Raw genomic sequence first — 5,151 nt, 5'->3', positions numbered from 1 at the left:
AAAAATAATTTTCGAATACTCTTTATGTGGTGTGTGCCTTATTTATTGGTGGGGATGACTTTATTGATAGTCAGCTATGCTAAAGAGAGCATCCAGTTAATTAAACGGAATCGCTTCTATATTATTTTGTTCACCTTTCCACCGATCATCTTTCAAATTTTTGTGAACTACACGTTTAAGGCATTTTTTGATTTTGAGGAAGTGTGGAGGTTAATGCCTTTAGTTATAACCCTTTTGTTTATGGCTTTTGTTATTTTGATTTCAAAGCATGGACTTTTAGGGGTCAGACTTCGATTCGATAATAACAAGCGTGAAAGTGCGATGCGTGCGGTTACTTCCGGGGCATCAGCGTTAAACCATACTATAAAAAATGAGATTGGTAAAATTGACATACTTTCTGATCGGATTAAGTATGAAGCTGAACGGGAAAACCCGAAGCCGATTGTAAAAGACATTAATACTATAATGGACTCCACTTCACACATGCTCTCAATGGTTGATCGAATTCAGAAACATTCTCAGGAGATTATACTTATACCTGATTACCATAAGGTCTGTGAGATCATTGAATCCAGTATTGAAATGAGTTTACCGTATTTGGAAAAGAAAAATATAGACGTTGTTATACATGTCAAAACCAATGTGAAAATGTATTGTGACAGTGTGCATATGCAAGAGGTTTTACGGAATTTGATTAAGAATGCAGCTGAGGCTATGGAACAAAATGGGCAGCTGCGAATATCTGCATATGAAACCAGAAAGGCTATCGTTATTGAAATCCAAGATAACGGCTCGGGCATTGATCAGGAAGATTTAACTCGTATATTTCATCCGTATTTCACAACTAAGAACAGAAGCAAAAATTTCGGATTAGGGTTGGCCTACTGCATGAATGTTATGCATAAGCACGATGGGAAAATTGATGTACAATCCAAGAAGGGGTTAGGTACAACTTTTATTCTGCAAATTCCTATAACTGAACAACTTGTATAACGCCATACTGTGTGTTTGAAAAGAAGGTTCTTTTACCGCTATAGGAGGGAATTTGATGACCCAAATAAATGTTATGTTGGTTGAGGATGATCCAGTATGGGAAGACTGCTTGTCTTCCTTCATAGAGAGAGAACAGGATTTGAATGTGGTTAGCTGCGCGGCAAGTAAAGAGGCAGCAATAAGGGCTTATAAAGAAAATAACGTTGATGTAGCCTTGGTCGATGTCATGTTAAGTCCTAACGAATGTGACGGGCTGGATACGGCTTTGGAGTTAAAGCAGCTAGGACTTAGCAATATAATTATGTTGACCGCTCTAAACGACAAGGAAATCATCCTGGATGCCTTTGATAAAGGCGCAGTTAATTATATTACTAAAACGTCTTACCGGGACATACCAAGGGCTGTACGGGAAGCTTACAGTGATCATCCGGGTATTCATTCTGACGCGTCCGCTGTACTCGTTGCGGAGCTGAAAAAGGAGAGGAAGCTAAAGTATATCCTTACTCCCACAGAGAGAGAGGTCTACGATCTACGGGAAAAGGGGATGAATAAAGCGGAGATAGCAAAGGTGCTGTTCAAGTCTGTTGAGACTGTAAAGAAGCAAATAAAGCAAATACAAATCAAAATAAGAGGCTGACCCTATATGGTCAGTCTCTTATTTTTGATTGAGGGGGTATAATTTTGGCCCTCCCTTGAAATTGTCGAAACTTGTACGATATAGCTATCACCTGTTATTTAATATCGAATAAAGAAGGGTGTGAAGATTATTACGTGATTTTTCATCCAACTCATCTAAAGCTGTTAATAAAGGGGTGATTTGCTTTATTACCGGAAGTATGTTGGCCGAGAGTAAAAATTGTATTGTTTTAATTTCTGCATCCGTTAGTTCATCTAATAACCCAAGTAATTGTCTCTTTCCGGAATGATCCGGTTGTGTGTCGGGCAATAAGCCGGCAGGAAGAATGTCATTAAGCGATATTTTGAGAGCATCACATATCTGTATTAGGATTTCGATACTGGTTGAACTTCCATTTTCGATCTTACTGATCGTACTTTGTGATGTTTTTGATAACTCAGCTAATGTCGTAGTGGACATTTTTACTGCTTTTCTAAAATGTTTAATATTGGCTCCAATTATACTGTTTAGCTGATCCATTCACTTCACGCACCATTGCTGAGAATTTTACTTAAATCATAACAGAAAAGAATAAGCGATGCCCGTTACTCAAATAATTATTCGAATAAGAATAAAAAACTGTTGACTAAAATATTCGTTTTCGAATATAATGTCATCAAGGAGGTGCGAGTTATTTATAAACTCAACTTTCGCACCTTGAAAATTAGTGTTAAGCCTTGATATGACTAGGATTTCTTATTGAAAAATCTCGTTCTTGACAGAAAAACACCTTTCCGTTTGGTAAAATGGAAGTGGATAGTCTTCCCATCCCAAACAGAAAGGTGCGTAACTCTATGGTACAACACAACTTCCTGTCTGAAAAGGGCCAAGAACGAATCTCGACTTTATTTTCCGCTTTGCAAATCGGACAACTGTTGCGCAAAGCCGGCATTTCCAAGTCGTTCGGATTGTCCAGTCTTGCCATCTTTCAGCTGATCTTTACGCTCGTGTTTGAAGGGCGCAATTGGTTTCGTCTTCTGCATAGCGACCGCCGCCAGTCGTTGCCTGGCAAAGATGTAGTCTATCGATTCTTAAACCATCCACGCTTTGCCTGGCGACGATTTTTGCATGCCTTGAGTCTGAAGGTCGTTCAGCATTTTGATTCCTTAACCTCTTCGTCCCGCGTTCGGACGTTCATCATTGATGATTCGGTTCTTCGCAGGGATCGCAGCAAGAAAGCCGAGTTGCTTGCCCGCATCTTCGATCATACGACGGGGAGATATGCTCGCGGCTACAACATGCTCACGCTCGGATGGTCGGATGGCTTCAGCTTTGCGCCCATCGATTTTGTCATGCTCAGCTCGGCCAAGCTGACGAATCGCTTTTGCGAGATGAAGGAACGTCTGTCCAAGCGTACCCAAGGCTACAAACGCCGCATCGAGGCGCTTTCACGCAAACCGGATGCCGTGGCGGCTCTGCTTGATCGAGCGATTCAGGCTGGATTTAGCGCTGACTTTGTCCTGATGGACAGTTGGTTTACCCAAGCGCCTCTGTTGCGTGAACTGATGGCGAAAGGTCTGCATGTCATTGGGATGGTCAAGGCGATGAAACAACGATACCGGTTCGACGGAAAAAGCCTGACGCTCCATGAACTGTATGCCCTTTTGCCAAAGCAGAAAAACAAAGAAATCCTTGGCTCGGTCATCGTTCAAACCGCCTGCGGTTTGCCGATCAAATTGGTCTTTGTACAAAACCGCCATCGGCGGCGGGATTGGCTGGTTCTGCTTAGCACCGATTTGACGTTGGAAGAGGCTGAGATCGTTCGCATCTACGGCATGCGTTGGAGCATTGAGACGTTCTTCAAATTTGCCAAATCGTACCTGAAGCTGGGAACGGAGTTTCAAGGTCGTTCGTTTGATATGCTCATCAGCCACACCACGATCGTGTTTACCCGTTATCTCGTAATGGAATGGGAACGCCGTCACAACAACGACGCGCGGTCGTTGGGCGGTCTGTTTTTCCTGTTTTCCGACGAAGTTCGAGACCTGGATCTCAAAACGGCTTTGCAGCATCTGATCGCATTTTTCATGGCGTTCACGGAAGCAAAATCCAAACGGGATCAGTCTGCCGTTGTATGTCAACTCCAGCAATGGATTGCGAGTTTGCCCAATTATATCAAGGCTTTGTTCGGAAAATTAAGCTGCGAAAGTTGAGTTATAAACTTAAAAAAAAGAGAAAGGAGAAAGGTTGGACTCAGCTGAAGCTTTCGGAAAAATCGGGGGTTCCGCAACCAACCATATCCCAAATCGAGAAAGGGAATCGCAAGTACCCGACTCACGAAAATATAAGAAAGCTTGCTAAGGCGCTGGAGGTTGATATTAAAGAGCTTGAAGATGAAAGCGAAGATACAGCAACAGTGTAATGGTCATCAATGAAACGTGTACTGTTCCAGTGAAAAATTCGTAATGAGGGGCGATAGAATGTCTGATATCGGCGGTGATGTTTCAACAATTGTTACGCGAATGGCTTCTGACTTCTCCAGAGAAACCGCTAAAATGACTAACGAATCAATAAAACAGATGTTGATATTCCTCATCAATAAGGCTAGAGAACAGGGCGACAAGCCGGGCGAGAAATCATTGAAAAAGCTCCTTGCCAGCAAGGATGAAATTAAGCTATTCGATCTGGATAAAAGCAGATTAAAGGAATTTGCAGAGAAAGCTAAACGTTATCAAATCGCCTATGCTGTGGTTGAAGATGAAGGCCGACATTCTGTTTTCTATAAACAAAGCGATGAAGTTCGGGTCAAAAGTATTATTGAAAACCTTATAAATAAAGAGCTGACCCCGACTGATCGCGCCGATAAGCAGCCTGAAAGAGCATTACCCTATCAGGTGGTTGGAGAATCAAGCATCCGGGTTCCTAATGCTGTGTTGGATATGGACATTAAATTTCATCGTGAATTGGCAGCAAAGGAAGGTATCAATTTAAGTGACCTTCAAGTGAATAACGCACGTCTCGAAAATGAAAAGGCAGTAAGAGATAGTGCGGATACGCCAAACAACGGTAAATCGAAATATGACGTTGTTGGGGACAGTGAAATTAAGGTTAACGATGCCGTGCTGGATATGAATGTGGGTTTTCAACGTGAACTGGCTGAAAGAGAAGGAATTGATACTTCTTCATTCACTGACCCGCAAAAAAATATGGCAGACGAACGTTACTTGCAGGCTGTCGATCTTGCGAGAGAGGCCGGGGAAATAGCGATCCCAAAACTACAGTCCGAGCTTAATGTCGGCTACGGTGAGGCGAGAAGCCTCATTGATCGCATGGAATCGGAGGGACTTGTATCTCAGTATGATGGCTCTAAACCGCAGATTTACATCGGAGGGCAGGCCAAAGAAGATGAACTACAGGCCGAGCCTCAGAAGGAAGCTCCAGATACTATTCCTGATTTTCTCAAGCAGAGAGAGGGAAGGCAATCTGAGGCAAGTGAGCCTGAGCCAGAGCAGCAAATGCTTTATGAGCGGCTTGAGGGGAAT

6 protein-coding genes are annotated in these 5,151 nt (G+C 42.7%); 5 read left to right on the top strand and 1 reads right to left on the bottom strand.

Going from position 1 to position 5,151, the window contains the following annotated elements:
• Together C3B52_RS35030 and C3B52_RS35025 are read left to right on the top strand one after the other, a co-directional pair.
• Positions 1–993 (top strand): sensor histidine kinase (locus C3B52_RS35030; RefSeq protein WP_103110948.1); only part of this gene is annotated, 993 nt, incomplete at its 5' end.
• A gap of 55 nt (positions 994–1,048) precedes the next feature.
• Positions 1,049–1,630 (top strand): response regulator transcription factor, encoded by a 582-nt coding sequence (locus tag C3B52_RS35025; RefSeq protein WP_047914412.1) that lies wholly within the window; start codon positions 1,049–1,051, stop codon positions 1,628–1,630.
• A gap of 87 nt (positions 1,631–1,717) precedes the next feature.
• On the opposite strand, the gene C3B52_RS35020 is transcribed toward C3B52_RS35025, so the two are convergent.
• Positions 1,718–2,149, bottom strand: a complete 432-nt coding sequence (locus C3B52_RS35020; protein WP_047914413.1) for a helix-turn-helix domain-containing protein — start codon at positions 2,147–2,149, stop codon at positions 1,718–1,720.
• Positions 2,150–2,463: 314 nt separating this feature from the next.
• Between C3B52_RS35020 and C3B52_RS35010 the strand changes: the two genes are divergently transcribed.
• The 3 genes from C3B52_RS35010 to C3B52_RS35000 all read left to right on the top strand — a co-directional run.
• On the top strand, positions 2,464–3,822 hold the full coding sequence (locus C3B52_RS35010; RefSeq protein ID WP_103110947.1) for an IS4 family transposase: 1,359 nt from the start codon (positions 2,464–2,466) through the stop codon (positions 3,820–3,822).
• Positions 3,819–4,031 (top strand): helix-turn-helix domain-containing protein, encoded by a 213-nt coding sequence (locus tag C3B52_RS35005; RefSeq protein WP_164685077.1) that lies wholly within the window; start codon positions 3,819–3,821, stop codon positions 4,029–4,031. Before C3B52_RS35010 ends, C3B52_RS35005 begins: the two co-directional genes overlap by 4 nt.
• A gap of 58 nt (positions 4,032–4,089) precedes the next feature.
• Positions 4,090–5,151: DNA translocase FtsK (locus tag C3B52_RS35000; protein ID WP_103110945.1), on the top strand; the 1,062-nt coding region annotated here is incomplete at its 3' end.

Origin of the sequence: Brevibacillus reuszeri (assembly GCF_002897295.1) — a bacterium.
GTDB classification, from domain to species: Bacteria; Bacillota; Bacilli; order Brevibacillales; family Brevibacillaceae; genus Brevibacillus; species Brevibacillus reuszeri_A.
The sequence above is the reverse complement of the archived record's forward strand: the minus strand, read 5'-3'. Positions and strand labels throughout refer to the sequence as shown.

Coding starts and splice junctions, on each gene's coding strand:
- C3B52_RS35020 (WP_047914413.1), bottom strand. CDS start 2,149: ATGGATCAGCTAAACAGTATAATTGGAGCCAATATTAAACATTTTAGA.
- C3B52_RS35025 (WP_047914412.1), top strand. CDS start 1,049: ATGACCCAAATAAATGTTATGTTGGTTGAGGATGATCCAGTATGGGAA.
- C3B52_RS35010 (WP_103110947.1), top strand. CDS start 2,464: ATGGTACAACACAACTTCCTGTCTGAAAAGGGCCAAGAACGAATCTCG.